Annotated in this window: 13 protein-coding genes; 3 read left to right on the top strand and 10 right to left on the bottom strand. The window is 42.4% G+C overall.

Going from position 1 to position 18,345, the window contains the following annotated elements; translation table 11 throughout:
* Positions 1-824: 824 nt before the first annotated feature.
* From V7K73_RS05535 to V7K73_RS05505, 7 genes are all read right to left on the bottom strand, one after another.
* On the bottom strand, positions 825-1,517 hold the full coding sequence (locus V7K73_RS05535) for a DevA family ABC transporter ATP-binding protein (RefSeq protein ID WP_334877869.1): 693 nt from the start codon (positions 1,515-1,517) through the stop codon (positions 825-827).
* A 194-nt stretch (positions 1,518-1,711) separates the two neighbouring features.
* Positions 1,712-2,878, bottom strand: a complete 1,167-nt coding sequence (devC, locus tag V7K73_RS05530) for an ABC transporter permease DevC (protein WP_334877867.1) — start codon at positions 2,876-2,878, stop codon at positions 1,712-1,714.
* A gap of 353 nt (positions 2,879-3,231) precedes the next feature.
* Complete coding sequence (locus tag V7K73_RS05525) at positions 3,232-4,428, bottom strand: ABC exporter membrane fusion protein (RefSeq protein WP_442936738.1); 1,197 nt, start codon at positions 4,426-4,428, stop codon at positions 3,232-3,234.
* A 444-nt stretch (positions 4,429-4,872) separates the two neighbouring features.
* On the bottom strand, positions 4,873-6,114 hold the full coding sequence (locus tag V7K73_RS05520) for a pentapeptide repeat-containing protein (RefSeq protein ID WP_334877863.1): 1,242 nt from the start codon (positions 6,112-6,114) through the stop codon (positions 4,873-4,875).
* Positions 6,115-6,611: 497 nt separating this feature from the next.
* Positions 6,612-8,564, bottom strand: a complete 1,953-nt coding sequence (locus V7K73_RS05515; RefSeq protein ID WP_334877861.1) for a hybrid sensor histidine kinase/response regulator — start codon at positions 8,562-8,564, stop codon at positions 6,612-6,614.
* On the bottom strand, positions 8,564-9,040 hold the full coding sequence (locus V7K73_RS05510; RefSeq protein ID WP_334877859.1) for a response regulator: 477 nt from the start codon (positions 9,038-9,040) through the stop codon (positions 8,564-8,566). Before V7K73_RS05510 ends, V7K73_RS05515 begins: the two co-directional genes overlap by 1 nt.
* Positions 9,037-12,147 (bottom strand): PAS domain S-box protein, encoded by a 3,111-nt coding sequence (locus V7K73_RS05505; protein WP_334877857.1) that lies wholly within the window; start codon positions 12,145-12,147, stop codon positions 9,037-9,039. The genes V7K73_RS05510 and V7K73_RS05505 overlap by 4 nt, the downstream gene beginning before the upstream one ends.
* Between V7K73_RS05505 and V7K73_RS05500 the strand changes: the two genes are divergently transcribed.
* Together V7K73_RS05500 and V7K73_RS05495 are read left to right on the top strand one after the other, a co-directional pair.
* A complete protein-coding gene (locus V7K73_RS05500) occupies positions 12,139-12,279 on the top strand; it encodes a hypothetical protein (RefSeq protein WP_334877855.1) in 141 nt (46 codons plus the stop codon). The genes V7K73_RS05505 and V7K73_RS05500 overlap by 9 nt on opposite strands.
* Positions 12,280-12,912: 633 nt before the next feature.
* Positions 12,913-13,122, top strand: coding sequence for a hypothetical protein (locus V7K73_RS05495; protein WP_334877853.1), 210 nt, complete (start codon positions 12,913-12,915; stop codon positions 13,120-13,122).
* 124 nt (positions 13,123-13,246) lie between these two features.
* Here V7K73_RS05495 and V7K73_RS05490 read toward each other — a convergent pair whose 3' ends face one another.
* The 3 genes from V7K73_RS05490 to V7K73_RS05480 all read right to left on the bottom strand — a co-directional run bounded on the left by V7K73_RS05490 (position 13,247) and on the right by V7K73_RS05480 (position 16,502).
* A complete protein-coding gene (locus V7K73_RS05490; protein WP_334877851.1) occupies positions 13,247-13,789 on the bottom strand; it encodes an NADPH-dependent FMN reductase in 543 nt (180 codons plus the stop codon).
* 120 nt (positions 13,790-13,909) lie between these two features.
* A complete protein-coding gene (locus V7K73_RS05485) occupies positions 13,910-15,385 on the bottom strand; it encodes a pentapeptide repeat-containing protein (protein WP_334877850.1) in 1,476 nt (491 codons plus the stop codon).
* A gap of 373 nt (positions 15,386-15,758) precedes the next feature.
* Positions 15,759-16,502 (bottom strand): pentapeptide repeat-containing protein, encoded by a 744-nt coding sequence (locus tag V7K73_RS05480; protein WP_334877848.1) that lies wholly within the window; start codon positions 16,500-16,502, stop codon positions 15,759-15,761.
* A 311-nt stretch (positions 16,503-16,813) separates the two neighbouring features.
* Between V7K73_RS05480 and V7K73_RS05475 the strand changes: the two genes are divergently transcribed.
* The gene (locus V7K73_RS05475) at positions 16,814-18,034 is read left to right on the top strand and encodes an FAD-dependent oxidoreductase (protein WP_334877846.1); all 1,221 of its coding nucleotides are present in this window, start codon (positions 16,814-16,816) and stop codon (positions 18,032-18,034) included.
* Positions 18,035-18,345: the final 311 nt, after the last annotated feature.

The raw sequence follows: 18,345 nt of genomic DNA, 5'->3' as shown, positions 1-18,345 counted from the left end.
CTAGATTGATGGCAAAGACGCTCTCGTGGTTTACTATAGGTATCATTTATTAGGCAACAAAAGAAACCTGTTAGGGTTTAACCATTACATAATAATACTTGAATAAAATTTTATAATCAACTGGACACTTGTTCAACTGGACTCTCATACCATACTGCTAGGTTAAAGGTGGTGTAAGTAAATCACCCAAACCAGGTAAACCAAGGGGAAAGCGTCATAAATAACCCCAAAAAATTTAGGCAAAGCTAGATTTAGTAAGCTGTTGAGCATTTAATTTGCACAAGTAGGGTGGGCAAGATGCCCATTTGTGTCAAAAAAAGCCTAGAAATAGCAAAACTTTCGGCTTCTTGACCCATCTGGAACTAAAGTTATTTTGCTATTAGTAAGGAAGTTCTGTTCTTTGCGGGACATGACTTTTACGTTAAGTTGATACGTATACAAGATGCCGATCCTATGATAATTTTTATTGATATATGTATAAATAATTTATAGGATTTTCAGTTTATTTAATTCTTATCTAAGTTGAGAATCGGAGTTTTCACCCTCTCCCTAAATCCCTCTCCCAGATTTGGGAGAGGAAGTTTGAAATTCTGGCTCCCCAAATCCCAGATTTGGGATTCGGGGTTGGGGGATGAGGGCAAATTCTTTTGATCGTGGAAGAATTATAGGTTTCAAGATAGACGTGGTTTAATTCTTAATACCCGTTTATAGACTCGTAACAGATATTACTAATGTTAATATATGGTGTCGGGTGTAAAATATCAGTGATTTTACTTAAACTCTCATTCCGAGTTGAAAAGCTCGAGTAATAAAGGCTATCAACTCTAAGCTGATAGTTTTACTTTTGCCTTGAGTTTGCCATCTTCCATGTGAACGATGCGATCGGCAATATCTAGGATGCGGTTGTCATGAGTAACCATCAAGATGGTACAGCCTTGTTCTTTTGCAAGTTTTTGCATGAGATTGACTACATCTCGTCCCGATTGACTGTCAAGGGCGGCGGTGGGTTCATCGGCTAGGATTATTTGAGGATGACTAACTAAGGCACGAGCGATCGCTACTCGTTGTTTTTGTCCCCCAGACAGTTTATCAGGATAGTAATGCAAATGATTTCCTAATCCTACCTGTTCTAGCATTTGGGCTGACCTAGCGAGCATTATTTTTAACCCAAGATGTTTGTGCAATTCCAAAGCCATTTTGACGTTTTGGAGTGCTGTTAAACTACCATGCAAGTTATGTGCTTGGAAAATATAACCGTTACGCCGTCGCGCCTGCATTAGTGTTTCAGGACTAGCACCACAAAGTTCTTGTCTTAACACCCGCAAACTACCAGATTGGGTAGAACGCAATCCACCTACTAAGGTCAGCAAGGTAGTCTTTCCAGAACCAGAAGGCCCAGTCATAATAATAATTTCACCGGCGTTAATCTCTAAGTTGATGTTAGATAAAACTTGCTTACGGAGTGAGGCTTGACCAAAATAGTGGTCGAGATTCTGGATGGAGATGACGGGAAGCATATTTTAGGAGTTGGGAGTTGGGAGTTGGGAGTTGGGAGTTGGGAGTTGGGAGTTAGGAGTTAGGAGTTGGGAGTTGGGAGTTGGGAGTTGGGAGTTGGGAGTTGGGAGTTGGGAGTTGGGAGTTAGGAGTTGGGAGTTGGGAGTTGTAAAAATTTTTCCCTATTCCCTATTCCCTACTCCTCACTTTGCTGGTTCTAAAACATATCAGCAGGGTCGGCGGCTTGGAGTTTGCGGGTTGCGATCGCACCGGAAATTGTACACATAATTATGGTCAGCACTAATACCTGCAATGCTCGAATTGCAGTCATGTACATGGGCAAATTTGTGGCAGTGCGAGTCAGTTGGTAAAGTGCTAAGGACACTCCTAATCCGGGGAAGAAGCCCAGTGCTGCCAATATCAACGATTCTTCAAGTACCACACCCAGCAGGTAGTAATTGCGATATCCCATTGCTTTGAAGGTGGCGTATTCCCGAACGTGGGCATTAACATCGGTGGAAAGGACTTGATAGACGATAATCACGCCCACCACAAAGCCCATTGATACACCGAGGCTGAAAATAAACCCAATTGGGGAATTTGTTCTCCAAAAGTTGTTCTCAAATTCAATAAATTCGGCGTGGGTTAAGACTCTGACATCATCTTTTAGGTAGGCTTTCAATGTTGCTGCTACCTTTTTTGGGTCATAACCTGGCTTTACCTTAATCAAACCTAAACTGACACTGCTGGACTGTCGCCCAGAAAATAGCCGCAAAAAGTTTTGATCGCTGGTAATCAAATTGCCATCAGAACCAAAGGAAGCGCCGACTTGAAATAAACCACTAATGGTAATTGTGCGCCGTTCTATTTCGGTGGTTAAGGTTTTACCTTGGTCAATTTGAGCGATCGCTTTTTGATAATCTCCTCTAGCACCACGATCGAACAATACAGCACCTGGTAGCTTGATTATCTGCAATTGCTGGTTAACATCGGGTAAGTTAAAGGCTGGCTTATCTGGATTAAACCCGATAACTAACACCCCCGTCTCACGATGTGTTTGGGGATTTTTCCAGATTGTGTTGTTGAAATACATTGGTTCTGCTGACTTCACCCCTGGTATATCCATTGCTTGGTAAAGTCGCCGCCGAGAAAATGTAGACAAGCTTGGCAAGTTACGGGCTTGAGGACTGGTTAAAACAATGTCTGCTTGCAAACTGCGATGTAGTCTAGTGTTACTGTCATACAGCGCAGTCTGAAAGCCCAGTTGCATGAACATGAGAAGATCCGCAAAGGCAATCCCTGACAATGCCACTAAAAGACGGCTTTTTTCATGATTCAGTTGCAGCCATCCAAGAGGGGTTCGCCGTCGCAGTTGTTTAATCACATTATTAAGAAGGGGGGAGTTAGGAGTTAGGAGTTAGGAGTTTGGAGTTTGGAGTTTGGAGTTAGGAGTTAGGAGTTTGGAGTTTGGAGTTTGGAGTTTGGAGTTTGGAGTTTGGAGTTTGGAGTTTGGAGTTAGGAGTTTGGAGTTTGGAGTTAGCAGTTAGGAGTTTGGAGTTTGGAGTTTGGAGTTAGGAGTTAGGAGTTTGGAGTTAGCAGTTAGGAGTTTGGAGTTTGGAGTTAGCAGTTAGGAGTTTGGAGTTTGGAGTTAGGAGTTTGGAGTTAGGAGTTGGGGAGACAAGGATAATAACCAATGCCCAATTCCCAATTCCCAATTCCCAATTCCCAATGCCCAATTCATAATTCAATTACTGCCTTAACTTGCATATTGGTTAAGGTGGCGGCTTTTCGGCTGGAGGCTTCATCTAGTCGGATATGGACTTCGACTACTCTGTTATCGATATTGTTAGCAGGATCTGTGTTAATGACATTCTGTCGCCGCACTTGTAAGCCTTTGCGATCTACGATTCCCTGCAATTCAATGGAGAGGGAATCACCAAATACTCGCACTTGCTGCCCTGAACGCACTTTGTCAATATCGCTTTCGTAGACTTCGGCTATGACATACATCTGATTGGTTTGTCCGATATCAGCAATGCCATCATTTGAGATTAATTCGCCGGGATGAGTATGGATCTCAAATACCTGTCCATCTTGAGGCGATCGCACTTCGGCCTGTTTTAAATTTACTTTTGCCAAATTCATGGCTGCTATGGCACGATTAACTTCTGCTTGGCCAGCTTCTATATCTACTCCGGGGACTTCGGCAATTTTATCGAGTGTTGCTGTGGCTTCTTTAATCTCTTGCTGGCTAGTTGATTGTGTCCGATTTAACTGCGCTTGTGCTTCTTGCAGGCTTTTTTGAGCGGTTTCCAAGTTTAAATGCTTGTTATCTTGTTGGGAAGCGGAAATTGCCCCCTGTTGATATAGCTGCTGATAGCGTTCGTCTTCTGTTTGGGCGTTACGCACTTCGGCTTGGAATCGCTCACTTGTCGCTACTTGGGTATTAAGATCACCTTGGCGTTCTGCCTTTAAACGAGCGATCGCGGCTTTTTGGGCGGCAATTTCACCGGGTTTAGCACCTGCTTGGGTGCGGTTTAGGTTCGCCTGGGCTACTTTTACTTGTTCTTGTGCCTGTTCTAATTCTGCTTGTAAGCGATCGCGGCTGTTCAAAATCGCAATCACTTGTCCTGCTTTTACTTTATCCCCCTCTTTCACTAACAACTTTTCTACCCTACTTCCTTCCGCAGATACCGCAGCAGAGAGTTTAATTACTTTTCCCTGTGGTTCAATCCATCCTAAAGCTGTTACCGTTTTTAACTGTGGCAATTGTGTTACTGGCACTTGTGCTTCTGAATTTGCATAATTTTGCCAGCTTTTTAGTATATAAAAACTTATTCCCCCAATCGATAAAAATGCAATTATACCTATACCAACGGATAGACGCAGAATAGACTTAGGGAACGTTCTGTACCCTAGCTTTGAATTTCGCACCATAGATTACCTCTTAACTAGTGGCGCAGAAAAAACTAAATAGTTATTGTGAATTTTTCGATTCCGATTTAATTAAAAATGGTAATTATTGAGCTTTTACCAACCTACTGCGATTTAGCTGGAGCAAATAACAACAAGTCATCCAGTATTAATACATTTATGTTTTTGATGAAATACTTTTTTTTAAAGGACTCAGGTATAGTAAATGTTTTCAAAGTAGCGGGTTGTAACAGCGCCAACAATTAGAGATAAATTCGGTCAGAAAAAGATTTTTGTCAGAAAATACATACAAACAAATAAATAAATTCTAATTTATAAATAATATCTTTAATTTTGAGATTTATATAACTTTGAGTGATATATTTAAGCGCGTCTATACAAAAAACCCCGCTTGTGCGGGTTATAACAACAAGAGGCTTAATTGGCTGAAACTTTAGCTTTTTGTTACTTCCAGCTTTTGGGTATTTTAAAGTTTTCTGGTAGGATTGTTGTGCGATCGCCAATTGCCTGTTCAATCTGCTGTAATTCAAGGTTTTCACATCCGCTCAAGTTTGCTCTAGAGAGGTTAGCTTCTTGGAAGTTAGCATCTTGTAGGTTGGCTGTGCTGAATAACACAGCTTCTAAGTTGGCTCCAGCAAGTTTTGCGTTTTGCAAGTTACTGCCAATCAGGTTGGCATCTTGAAGGTTGCTATCCTCAAGGTTTATTCCTTCTAAGTTGGCATCACAAAGGATTGCTCCTTCTAAGTTGGCACCACAAAGGATTGCTGCTTGTAATTTGGCATCACAAAGGATTGCTCCTTCCAAGTTGGCATCGTAAAGGACTGCCTTTGAGAGGTTGGCTTTTCTGAGGACTGCGCCTTGAAGATTGGCTTCTGGGAGGATTGCTTTTGAGAGGTTGGCTTCATAGAAGATCGATCCACAAACATAGGTTATTGATAAGTCTGCCTCTGAGAGATTTGCTCGGGTAAAATTGACCCATTGCAAGTTAGCTCCTATGAGGATTGCCCTAGAAAGGTTAGCTTCGGTTAAGTCTGCATTACTGAGGTCTGTATTGCGTAAATCTAGTTTCTGATTTACCGGATCTTTATGTGAATCGCGTCGTCCAATGACAGTCAAGGCTGTTTGAATATCTGTAGGAAGTTTTGATGAGTTCTCTGACTCGTCCTCATATTGCTGATTTAGTGGGGCATTCTCGCGGATAAACGCAGCGAGAATTTCCATAATTGTCCAATGATCTTTGTGAGAATCCTTGGCAATTCGCTCTAAAGCATAAATTGCGGCAAACCGGGTTTCAATTTTTTCATTTCCCAACTGTTCGATTGCTTTAGAAAAACGTTCTGGAACAATTTCTTCTAAAGTTCCTTGGGTCTTCTTAATGTCAGTTACGATGCTGTTGTCCCAAGCTAGTGTCCCAGCAAGGAGTTTGGTGAATACACTCTGGTTTTCGCTAAAAGAGAGTCTGGAGGTATAGTAAGCATTAATAATTAATGCTAATCCTCCAATAATGATGGCAACAGTTGTTAAAGCTTGATTAATATATTCTATTTTTTGTTGATTTGTAAATTCTGCAATGTTTTCAAAGAATGAAAAAATTAGAGTTAATGTGAAAAGAAATATAATTGAGACAAATACCAATAAACTTGTGAGTCCATTTGTCTTTATGAAAGACATGTCATAAGTCTTCATATCTGACCCCTTACGGAAGTAAATTTAGGTTGATTTTAAGAGGATATGTAAGGTTATGATAGAGTACAAACACGTAACTACTTGACTGACCCTTAAATCTATCTCATAGAAATTATCTATAAAATCTTTGATAAGTTATTTTTCAACCATCCTCTGAACTGCGGTGGATAGCATCTGTGAGAGGTTAATAAAAAGTACATTTTGTCAATATGCTTGACCCACAAGTTTTATCTCCCTACGTTGTCGCTGACTTATATAGCGGTTCTGATTCAGATGCGGTACAAGATTATATTGCCAGGTTTAGGGGTATGGCAGTGCCTGGCCCCTAAACGAGAACCGCTATACCGCTATACGCTTAGGTTAAGAAATATTATCCGTTGAGGCAGGCTGTTATTGAGCAGGGGACGCTGGCGTTGCAGGGGGGGAGATAAAAAGTTTATCTGAACCGTATTGACTTATATCGCAGACGAGAGGTTGAGCGCAAACACTTAAGTAGATTAAACTAGATTAGAAATCGCCGTGATCAATTCCTCTGGTGCTACAGGTTTAACGATATAGTGTTGAAAGCCTGCTTTTAGTGCTTGCTGCTGATTAATTTCGCCTGCATAAGCAGTCAGAGCGATCGCTGGAATCTGTTTTTGGCCGATTTCTGCCTCTAGAGTCCGCACCTGTTGCATCAGCATATAGCCGTTCATCTCTGGCATCCCAATATCGCTGAGTAAGATATCTGGCTTTGACTGGATTAGTATTTGTAATGCTTCATCTCCTGATGCTACTGTGGTGACGATCGCTCCAAACTGTTCCAGGACAAAGCTGAAAAAGTCGCGCGTATCAGCATTGTCATCTACAATCAAAACTTGTAAACCCATCAGTGGAGAAGCAAAAACGGCAGTTGAGGAATCAGGATTCGTATCATCCTTGATTGTTGCAGTTTCCTTGAGCCGTGGTAATCTAACTGTGAAGATAGCTCCTTTGTCCTCGCCAAGACTTTCGCCCCAAATCGTTCCACCGTGCATTTCGACTAAGTGACGAGCGATCGCTAAACCTAATCCTAGCCCACCAAATTTTCTAGTTGTTGTACCGTCACCCTGACGGAAATAGTCAAAGACATGAGGGAGAAAATCAGGGTGAATGCCTTTACCTGTATCGCTGACAGTAATCTGCACTTGAGCGTCAATGGACTCCAATCGCACATTTACTTTTCCCCCAGTCGCTGTAAACTTGACAGCATTCGATAACAAATTCCAGAAGACTTGCTGTAATCGGGCTGAATCACCCAAAACTTTCTCCTGCGGATCAAGGGCCGTCTCAATCTGAATCGTTTTTGCCTCTGCTGCTAAATGCACTGTTTCCATTGCGGCTTCAATGGTAAATGCTAGATTGACTGGCATCATATTGAGGTTGAGTTTGCCTTGGAGGATGCGAGAAACATCTAGTAAATCTTCAATTAGTTGAGCTTGTAATTTGGCATTGCGCTCAATAGTTTGAAGGGCTTTTTGGAGCGATATCTCATCAAATTTACGGCTTTGCAATAGTTTTGACCAGCCGATAATCGGATTCAGTGGCGATCGCAATTCATGAGAAAGGACTGCTAGAAACTCATCTTTGATCCGGTTAGCAGCCTCTGCTTCGGCCCTGGCTTTTTGCTCAAGTTGCAAAAGGCGATCGCGTTCTGATTCGGTACGCTTGCGATCGGTGATATCAGTTAACATAGCGATCGCACCCAAGAACTGATTTTGTTCATTCAAAATCGCTCTGGCAGAAATCAGCGTCCAAATGTAGGAACCATCCTTGCAGCGCAATCGAGCTTCTTTAAGATCGCTGCCTTCTTGCTTGTGCCAGTCCAGTTTCTCTTCGGGTGCTACTCCATCAACGTGATCGATAAAATAAAACATAGAACGAGCAAGCATTTCTTCTGCCGGATAGCCCAACATCTCACAAAGCCGTTGATTGACAAACTCTGTTCGTGATTGAGAGTCAATCATCCAGATTCCCTCATAAGAGGTATCAACAATTTGGCGATACTTAGCTTCACTTTTCTGTAAAGACTCTTCTGCTTGCTGGCGCTCCCGGCGCTCCTTGGCTTCCCGCAATGCCCGTTGCACTGAGGGAACTAACCGCCCTAATCGTTGTTTTAATACATAATCCGTTGCACCATTCTTCAGGGCTTCGATCGCTAATTCTTCACCCAGCGCGGCAGAAACAAAGATAAAAGGAACCTCTGGACAACTATTTCGGGCAATTTTTAAAGCCGAAATGCCATCAAAAGATGGTAAGGCATAATCGGCAAGAATTAAATCGAAAGTTTCTGCTTCCAAAGCCGCCAAGAAATCAGCGCCAGTTTCAACTCGTATTAGTTTACAATTAATTCCGCCTTCAGTTAACATCGCTTCGGCAAGCTCTGCATCTAACAAACTGTCTTCCAAAAGCAGGAAACGCAGTAAATTCATTAGTTCCTCTCCTGTTGACGATGAGGTGCTGGAGGTAGAGCGCCAACAGGAGGCTGATTAATCACTGCCCAAAACAGTCCCACACCTTTAATAGCATCGGCAAACTCATGGTAATCAAGAGGCTTGACGACATAGGCATTAACGCCTAACTCGTAGCATCGAATTAAGTCTGGCTCCTCACGGGAAGAAGTTAATACCACCACTGGAATCACTCGCATTATGGGGTCAGATTTTAGTTCTGCCAGTACTTCTAATCCATCGATTTTAGGTAGTTTTAAATCGAGCAGCACCACAACCGGATGCCCTTCCATCCGCAAGCGAAACAGTCCCCGGCGATAGAGATAATCTAGTGCTTCCTCTCCATCACGCAAGACTACTACTTCGTTGGCGAGATGATTTTCTGATAAGGCGGCCAATATTAATTCTGCATCGTTGGCACTGTCTTCAATCAGCAGAATTCGCTTCAGTTCTTTCATTCGCCCTCCTTCTTCGACAACTTAGGTAGTGAAAAATAGAAGGTGGCTCCACTGTCAACTATAGCCTCTGCCCAGACTCGGCCATTATGCCGATGAATAATGCGTTGCACGTTTGCCAATCCAACACCAGTGCCTTCAAATTGTGGGTCGCTATGCAGGCGTTGAAATACTCCGAATAGCTTGTGTACATATTGCATATTAAAACCTACGCCGTTATCTTGGACAAAAAAGACAACTTCGTTTTCATTGTCAGTACTGCCAACAGTAATTTCTGTTGGGTTTCGAGTCTGGGTATATTTTACGGCATTGTCTATGAGGTTGCGAAGCACCAGCCGCAGCATGGAGGGATCGCCCTGGATTTCTGGCAGTGACTTTATGTGCCAATTGATTGTGCGTCCTGGGGTTTGGGTTTGTAAATCGCGTTTTATTTCTTCCACTAGTTGCTCCATATTGATGTTGATGTAGCGCATTTCGGTGCGCCCCATGCGAGAAAATGTGAGCAACTCATCTATTAGTATTCCTGCCTGTTTGCTAGTTTCTGCAATTATTCTTAAATAACGCTGACTTGTTTCATCTAATGTAGTTGTTGAGCTATGCCGTTTCTGAAGCAATTCGATAAATCCGGCGATGTGGCGAAGGGGCGATCGCAAGTCGTGAGAGACTGAATAAGAGAAAGATTCGAGTTCTTTGTTGGCGGCTTCGAGTTGGGCTGTGCGTTCTTGAATCCGTTGCTCTAGCATTTCGTTGAGTTGTTGCAGGGCGGCTTCGGCAACTTTGCGATCGTGAATGTCGCTGGCCACGCCCACCCACTTAATAATTTGTCCGGCTGCATCTCGAAATGGCAAACCGCGGACAATATGCCAACGATAGCTACCATCATCAACTCGCCGGAAGCGAATTTCTGCTTCGTAGTTTGTACCGTTAGCAACAGCCTGCATGGAAGTTTTAAAGACCCCTACGCGGTCTTCGGGATGAATGATATCAATCCAGCCATAGCCAGTAGTCTGCTCCATTGTCAGCCCACTGTAATCAAACCAGTATTGATTGCAATAAGTAATACCACTATGGCGATCGCCCATCCAAATAGCCTGGGGTGACACTTCCGTTAAAATCCGATATCGCTCCTCGCTGTCACGTAGCGTTTCTTCTGCCAGATGGCGTTCGCTAATGTCGGCGACCAGCCCTAGCATCCGCACTGCTTCCCCTTGGGCATTATGATAAATATGACCCCTTGCCCAAATCCAGCGTAATTCTCCATCAACACGGCGAATGCGGCACTCAAAATCCCAGATATCCTGATTAATTAGAGCAGTCCGAAATTTGGCATCAACCAAAGGGCGATCTTCAGGTAAGACGTGCTCTAGGAACATTTTGTAAGTCCATTCGGGTAGGAGAGACTCGTAACCAAAGATTTGGTCGTGTCTTCGGGAACGGCGAGCAGACTGATTGCTCAAGTCCAGATCCCAGTCACCCAATTCTGCGGTTTGCAGCGCAAAGTTTAGCCGCTCATTGCTCTCGCGCAATGCCTCTTCTGCTTGATTGCGTTCGCGCAGTGCAGCTTGCTGTTCGCTGATGTCAGTAACTAATGCCGCATACCCTTCAACGGTTCCCTGTTGATTAAACTGGGGGACGTAAATAGCGTTAATATAACGTGTGCCGCCATCTTGATAAGGAATTTGACTTTCAAAAGTGACCTGCTCTCCTGCGAGTACTTGCTCCACATAAGGACGAAGTACTTGATAAGCGGGTTCACCCACAACTTCCCAAAGGTGCTTTCCATAAACTTCTGCACCCGAAGACCCAAACCACTCTTGATATGCTCGGTTATTGAAGCGGTAGCGTTGTTCTGAATCTACAAAAGAAATCAGAACTGGTAGGGTATCTGTAATTAAACGAAGTTCACTTTCTCGTTGCCGCAGTGCCTCTTCGATGCGCTTACGGTTGGTGATATCCCGCCAGCAATCTATTGCAGCGATAATTTCACCTTGAAAATTCCGAACTGGTACTACATTAGCGATCGCTATAATCCGGGTTCCATCAGGACGTTCAATGATGTATTCTTCATCGCGGATTGTTTCACTGTAGCGCGTGGCCCGGTATAAAGGCAATTGCTCTAGGGTGAGGCGGGTTACACCATCAGCTAAAAACAGACCGATGCACTGAACGTATTCCCCAGAAGTCATGCCAACGAGGGATTCACCAGGTCTGCCCAAAAGCTCTTGTGCGAGTTTGCTGTTGGCGATAATCGGGAAATTAGGGGGACCGTCGGTGATGGTAATTCCCTCTGGGACGTGTTCTAAGAGCATTTGCAGGATGCTTTGGGCAACTTCTGCTTGTTTGCTTTCGCGCAGTGCGGCTTGGCGTTGGCTCAAGTCAAGAACAAAACCAATAATTGTCCGATCTCCCTGCTTGACAAAGCCAATTAAGACGGGAACTTGAGAGCTATCTTTGCGGATGTATTCTTGCTCAAAAGGCTGACAACTCCCAGTAATTCTCAGTTCTTCAATTGCTCGCTCACTCACCTCAATGTATTCGGGTGGAGTAATATCGCCCCAGCGAATTCTCCCAGAGCGCAGATCCTCGCGTGTATAATTGAGCATTTCTAGAAAGGCATCATTGGCTTCAATAATTAAGCCGCTTAGATCAGCCACAATTACCCCAATAATATTAGACTCTGTTAAGCGACCAAACCTTGCCTCGCTTTCGCGTAGTGACTTCAGACTTGCCTCAGCTTTCTGTTGGGCTGTGCGCCGTGATTCGTTGAGCGAACTGATTAACCCTGCTGCCAGCATGAACACGACTAGAGGCACTAATCTACTTAGATTTGTAATGTTATCTGAATAGAATGGCTTAAAAAAGAAATAGTTAATTGCCAAAGTAGACAAAACGGTAGCAAGTAACCCCGGCCTCAAGCCACCGTACCAAGCACTCACCATCACCGCAACATAAAACAGCGCCGCAGGCGTTGGTGTGAGATATCGATTGAGCAGCAGAGTTACCCCCACTGCTAAGGCAACGCATAGCAAAGCAACACCATAGTGCAGCAGTTGCTCTCTACCCCTAACAAAGATGTTTTTAGGTTCCGATGCCCTCACTTTATGAGCCATAAACCCACTCTGCTTCTGAAAAATACTGGTTTAGCAGCCTTTTGCCGGGTTCACTCATCTGCCGTAACATTTCTTCTATTACTTTTAGCGCGATCCGTGAAGGCACTGTATGCCGATTTTCTCAACAATTGACTGTTTTGAATCCAACTCTTAATCTAGCAGCAAACTGTTTCTGAGAAAAATTGAGTTGTTACCGAAGCTTTGAAATTAAATCTAAAATCCCCAGCCGCTTTCTGACAGACATCTCCTTTTTCTATCTTTATAGCAATGACTAGGATAGGACAGGTGTTTTATTGTTTATCTCCTGCTGAGGTAATATTTCTCAGGTTAGGGACTTCCAAATAAAAAAATATCCCAAAACTGATGCAAAAATCTTCTCTATTTCTCCTCTCTGCGTCGCGCCAGTTGCTTCTCCCAAGGGGATACGCGCAAGGGACAAGTCTCTTAACCCGCAAGGGCGCACTGGCTTCTCTGCGTCTCTTGTGGTTCGTTAATTGGGATAATTTATTTCTTGGAAGTCCCTTATAAGGGCTGAAGCCCTCACTACAAACCTTGAATTATTCACGCCGCTCTAGTTAGGCGTAATTAAACACAAGATCAAACCTCACTCTCAATCCGGCTTCCCTCTCCGATACTTTGGAGAGGGATTGAGGGTGAGGTTTTATATTTAATTTGACTCACTTACTTACCAGAAAAGTTGGTTTTGCTGTCACTCTAGCTAATGTTCTATTTTAAAAAGGCTCAACGTTGGAGTTAAAAGGCTTAATGTTGGAGTTAGAAGGCTTAATGTTGGAGTTAGAAGGCTTAATGTTGGAGTTAAAAGGCTTAATGTTGGAGTTAGAAGGCTTAATGTTGGAGTTAAAAGGCTTAATGTTGGAGTTAAAAGGCTTAATGTTGGAGTTAAAAGGCTTAATGTTGGAGTTAAAAGGCTTAATGTTCGAGTTAAAAGGCTCAATGTTCGAGTTCAGAGAGTAAAACTTAAGCTTTCCAATGTTCCGGTTGTTGAAGATTTTCCGGTAAGATGTTGTGCGATCGCCCTTGAGAAAAACTTTTTGGTTTACTGACCTAGTTATCCGAAAAAAGTGCCAGAAGTAGACTATCATAGCGCTTGCTTTGCGATAATTTTAATCGCAGATACGAATGATACAATAGCCTTGTGCAGTATACTTGATAATTCAGAGTCCGAAAGGATACTGTTTTCGTCAATTTGATTACTAGAAAGGGGAACTGTTACTGATGCTTCATTAATGATACGTGCATCCATTGTCAGCAGTATTTCTCTCAAAGAAGCTTGTGCATGTATTGCTCGTGGTGATGCATTGATTAGGGCAACAGGGTTGCGGTAAAGTTCTCCAGAACCAACGACCCAATCGAGAGCATTCTTTAATACGCCAGGTATACCATGTGCATATTCTGGACTAGATATCAATACGCCATCAGAAATTTCTAGTTGAGTACGAATGTCTTTGACTGGAAATATTTCTCTTGCCTCTAGATCGGGGTTAAAATGTGGGAGATTACCAAGACCCTCATACAGAGTAATTTTAACTCCCTCTGATGCTAAACCGATGGCAGATCGAAGTAAAGCCGTGTTTGATGAAGCATCCCGAAGACTACCAGAAATTGCAAGAATTTGTATCACTTTAATTTCTTTCATACATCTTCTTTATGTTCAGAATTATTACGGTTAATTTTGGTAAAAACTATAGCATTAAGTGAAACTGGTAGAATGCGCCCAAATAACTAATGATGCTGTGATAAGTCAACTTGATTGTCGCCAATCTGTCGGTGCTTCTATATAATCAGGTAGACGAGTGGTGCGATCGCCAAGTGCTTTTACAATCTGCTGCAACTCTAAGTTTTTCGCCCCTGTTAAAATTGTCCCTTCCAGTTTGACATCACTAAGGTCAGCTTCGGAAAAGTTAGCTCCCATCAGGTTTGCTTGAGTCAGGTTAGCTTGATAAAAAGTCGCCCTATACAGGTTAGCTCCGATAAGGTTTGCTTGATAAAGGTCAGCTTCGGTTAAACTGGCTTCTGAGAGGTTGGCAAAATAGATTTCTGTTTGATGGAGTTTGGCTGCATTTAAGTTAGCTCCAGAAAGGTTAGCCCCATTCAAGTTAGCCCCTGAGAGGTTGGCACCAATCAAACCCGTCATCTGCAAGTTGGCTTTACCCAACTTTGCTCCTTGCAAATTAGCTAAAAATAGCTTTGCCCCAGAGAGGTTGGCCGTTTTTAAGGTGGCTTGTTGTAAGTTAGCTTTATATAGGTTTGCTCCTTGCAGATTAGTTACGCGCAGACTTGCTCCAGAGAGGTTGGCTGAACGCATGTTTGCCCCACTAAGGTTAGCGCGGTTGAAATTAGCCCAACACAGGTTTGCTCCACAAAGGCTAGCTTTTAGTAATTTCGTTTCATAGAGATTAGACCTCACGAGTTTAGCGCCGTTTAGGTCAGCCTCACTCAAGTCTGCTCCCCGTAGGTCAGCCCCACTCAGGTCAGAACCACGTAAGTCTGCCTGTTGCAGATTAACTCCTAGCAAATCTGCTCGTCTAATGTCGATATTACGTAAATCAAGTTTTTGCTCTTTTGGGTCTTCGAGTAAATTACGTCTGCCGATGACAGTTAAAGCTGCTTGAATATCAGTGCGGATTTTGGGAAATTCTTCATGTAAGTTTTGCTCCAGCTGCTGTGTCGAAGGCGACCCACCTCTGTGCCTACCTGAGTAAGCTGCTTCTTGATATTCCGGGTTTTTTTGCTCTACCCTCACCTGCTGGACAGGTGCATTCTCTCGCACAAAGGCAGTGAGAATTTGCATGATTGTCCAGTGTTCTCTAGAAAAATCCTGAGCAACTCTTTCTAATGCATAAATTGCACCTGTCCGAGTTTCAACTTTTTCATGACCAAGCTGGGCAATTGCCCCCATAAAGCGCTCTGAAATCAATCTGTCTTGATTAACTTTTGCATTTTGAATGCCAATTTCGAGGTTTTTCTCAGCTGCGATCGCATTTTTCTGCATCGCTTGGGCCCGCTTTGCTGCATAATAAGTATTAAACATTGCTGCCGATGCCAGAAAAACTATTGCAGTAGTTGTTAATGCTTGGTTTCTATACTGAATTTTTTCCTGGATTGACAATTCTTTAATACTGGACAACGCGAAAAAAATTACAGTTAATGAGAAACCAAATATAACTGTTATACTTATCAACCAATTCAAAAGAACGTCTGTCTTTTTAGAAGACATGGTAACGATTTTCCTTACAACCTAGAATTATTACTTAGATGGTGAGGAAAAATAGTATAGCATTTAGCAAAAAATTATAATAGATGCCAAGACCCTCAATTAACGAGTTAATGACATCGAATATACCATAGGACTATGATTTGATTTGGTGAAAAAACTCGCCCTCAACTCGAAAAGCGTGATTCCCTACTCCCTACTCCCCACCTACATAGATAATTTCAAAAATCAAATATGATTCCTATATAAGCTTTTTTACTTTTCACTAGACTACAGGACTTACGCAAAAACTCTCTCAAACTCTTATTCCTCTGTGTTCTCTGCGTCCTCTGCGGTTCGTTTTTTGGTCATTTTGCGTAAGTCCTAGACTAGTGTTTTACTCAGAGAATTTTGCTTCTCTGAGGTTTGCCCCATCAAGTATGGCATCATTAAGAACTGCTCCATGCAGCCTAACTAGATATAAGCTTGCACAATGCAGGTTAGCTGCTTCTAGGTTAGCTCCTTTGAGACTAGCTGCACTGAGGATTGCTCCTTCTAGATTAGCTAAATATAAGTTAGTACCTTCTAGGTTAGCTGCACTGAGAATTGCTCCCGCGAGATTAGCTTCTCTAAGGTTAGCGCCAGCAAGATTAGCTTGATAGAGATTTGCCTGTTCTAGGTTCGCCTTATTAAGATTTGCTCCTCTGATGTCAGTGTGACTTAAATCAAGTTGCTCATTTTTTGGGTCTTTGCTTACATCTCTTCTAGCGATAACGGTAAGGGCTGCTTGAATATCTACACGAACTTTTGTTGACAGGTTGCTCGTTACGTTCTCTTCAGGTATGTAAGAAGCATTTTCTCGGATAAAAGTAGTAAGAATGTCCATAATTATCCAGTGGTACTGAGGATGATTTTGGGCAATTTGCTCTAAATCACTAATTATAGCTAGACTAGTTTCTATTGTGTTATTTCCTAGTTGTTCAATTGCTATTTTTAAACGTTCTTTTGACAACTGATGCTGAGTTTGGTTAACTTTTATTTTAAAAGCATGTATCCTCAGATATATTTTGGATAGCTGATTGTTATTTGTCGGTAAAATATTTTTTATGGAATGAAAAGCATTAATAATTCCTGTCAACATTCTTAAATAATAAAAGGAGGTTTAAAAGATTACTTGTACTCACTAGTCTTCATTGTTAACTATCAATTAACCCCGCTCGTGATGATTTATGAAAAACCACTAATTATAAAGGATAGCCTTCTTTTAGCAGATAAGCTAGGCAACAAAAAAATCTGACAACTAAAATAGTATTGTGATTAACTAAGTAAGTGGGTGCAAATAATCATCATTCGCTCGTAGTTGCGCTTTAGCGCTAAAGCGCAACTACGAGCCAAATACAGAGATTTTACTTTTTGTTACATAGTTTAGTTTTATCTTGCCTACCTACTTCAATGCAGCAAAAATTAGAGCCTAGAGTTAAAGACTTAGTACTGATTGGTGGCGGACACAGCCATGCAATTGCCCTGAAAATGTTTGGAATAAAGCCTTTAGCTGGTGTCAGTTTGACATTAATTACCGCAGCAAAAAATACACCCTACTCTGGAATGTTACCAGGACATATTGCCGGATTTTATAGCCACGATGAATGTCATATTGACTTGCGACCTTTAGCGAACTTTGCTCAAGCACGGTTGTATATTGACACAGTAGTTGCCCTAGATTTGGAAAATCACAAAGTTCTTTGTGCTAGCGGACTTGTGGTAGATTTTGATGTGCTGTCTATTGATATTGGCAGCACTCCGGCCAGTGTGTCTGTATCAGGTGCAGCAGAATATGCGATCGCAGCTAAACCAGTATCGCAGTTATTGCAGCATTGGTATAAACTAATTGAAGCTGTAGGTAACAATCCTCAAGAACCAATTAAGATTGCGATCGCAGGTGGAGGCGCTGGTGGTGTAGAATTAGCGCTATCGATGCAATCTCATTTACATCGCATTTTACGTCAAACTCAACAACCAATTCAAAATCTAGAAGTTCATTTATTCCACAGTGGCACAGAACTGATGCCCAATTACCATTCATCAGTACGCCATCAAATTCAGCAAATTCTTACTGAGCGGGGTATTAAGCTACATCTTGGGCAAACTGTGTGTAAAGTTGCACCTATATCATATAGTGAAACTAAAGAAATATTTGAGATTAAATGCGAATCTGGCTTGATAGTAGAGTGTAATAAAATTTTTTGGGTAACACAAGCATCAGCACCGGAATGGTTAAAAACCGCAGGACTAGGAACTGATGAGCAAGGCTTTATTTTGGTAGAAGATACGTTGCAATCTCAAACGCACCCACAAGTATTTGCTACTGGTGATATTGCCACAATGGTAAATCATCCGCGTCCGAAAGCTGGGGTATTTGCTGTTAGGCAAGGTAAACCTTTATTTGAGAATTTGCAGCGAATTTTATTAGGTAAGTCGCTCAAATCTTATAGACCACAGAAACATTATTTGAGTTTAATTGGTACAGGAGACGAACGAGCGATGTCTGCGACGGGCTACGCCTACGCCACACGAGGTATCATTACTTTACCACCTCACAAACTCTTGTGGCGTTACAAAGATTGGATTGACCGCCGCTTTATGGAACGCTTTCGGTTTGAAAAAAATCAGTGATATTATGTCCGCTTAATGACTTATTAAACCCGGAGAACACCAAAGAGCCAAAGTTGTGCTTTGTCTCCCCTAAGAGCAGGCTAAGGTTACACACTAGTCAATTACTCCCAATATATTGGGGGTAAACAAGAATCTAGTTAGCTCTTTCTTATAAGGGGAAACAAGAATCTAGTGGGAGCATCCCGTCAGGTGCAAAAACTTTGTGTTTGCCCTCATCCCCTAACCCCTTCTCCCAAAAATGGGAGAAGGGGAACTAGAATGGGGAACTAGAATGGGGAACTAGAATTATGTCTCCCCTCTCCCATCCTTGG

The organism is Nostoc sp., from assembly GCF_036916975.1.
Classification (GTDB): domain Bacteria; phylum Cyanobacteriota; class Cyanobacteriia; order Cyanobacteriales; family Nostocaceae; genus Nostoc.
Note: the sequence above shows the minus strand (reverse complement) of the source record. Positions and strands in the feature narration are given on the sequence as shown.